General features: G+C 65.9%; 1 protein-coding gene. It reads left to right on the top strand.

What is annotated here, in order from left to right; all coding sequences use genetic code 11:
- Positions 1-92: 92 nt before the first annotated feature.
- Positions 93-925 (top strand): NlpC/P60 family protein (locus tag ACTMTI_RS56925; RefSeq protein WP_441129418.1); only part of this gene is annotated, 833 nt, incomplete at its 3' end.

Here is a 925-nt window from a genome sequence, read left to right as displayed (position 1 = left end):
GGGCAAATGCCGCGAATAGGCTGACCACCCTCTTCACTTCTGTACTATTTCGCCCCAGGTCTGAAGGTTTACGAGGAGGCGTCGTAGTGGCCGTGCCGACAAGGCTTGGGCAAACAGCATCGGCCGCAGCACTGGCCCTCGCCGTGCTGACCACCAACCCCGGCGCCGCCGTCGCCGCACCGCCCTCGCCCGCCAAGGTCCGCGCCAAACTGGTGAAGCTCAACGAGCAGGCCGACCAACTCGTCGAGCAGTACAACCAAGCCACCGAGACCCACAAAACCGCCAAGAAGAAATACGACACCCTCAACGCCGAACTCACCCGCAAGAACGCCCAGGTCGACACCCTGCGCAAGGACCTCATCACAGCGGCGGTCGGCGACTACCAGACCGGCCCCATCACCGGCTGGCAGCGATTCGCCTTCCCCAGCAGCCCCGGAGCCACCCTGAGCAGCATGGCCTCCCTGGAACAGATCGCACGGGACAGGGCCGAGAAAGTCCTCGCCTTCGAAGCCACCACCAAGGACCTGCGCGACCGGCGCGCCCAGGCCAAACAAGTCCTGGCAGAGGCCGACACCGCACGCGACAAGGTACGCGACCAAAAAGCGAAGGTCGACAAACTCGTCGCCGAACAGAAGAAACTCCTGCGACGACTGGGCGCCTACCAAGCCGGCAACCCCAACAGCACCGGCATCAAATACACCGGCCCCGCCTCCGGCAACGCCCGCCTGGCACTCCAATTCGCCTTCGCCCAAGTCGGCAAGCCCTACCAATACGGCGCCGAAGGACCCAGCTCCTTCGACTGCTCCGGCCTCACCCAAGCCGCCTGGCGCACCGCAGGCGTCGAACTCCCCCGCACCACCTGGACCCAATGGAGCTGGGGCGCCGCCCGCCGCGTCCCCCTGGACGCACTGCAACCCGGAGACCT

Source organism: Nonomuraea sp. H19, from assembly GCF_052068215.1.
In the GTDB taxonomy this organism is placed as follows: Bacteria; Actinomycetota; Actinomycetes; order Streptosporangiales; family Streptosporangiaceae; genus Nonomuraea.
This window is presented reverse-complemented; position numbering and strand designations above follow the sequence as displayed.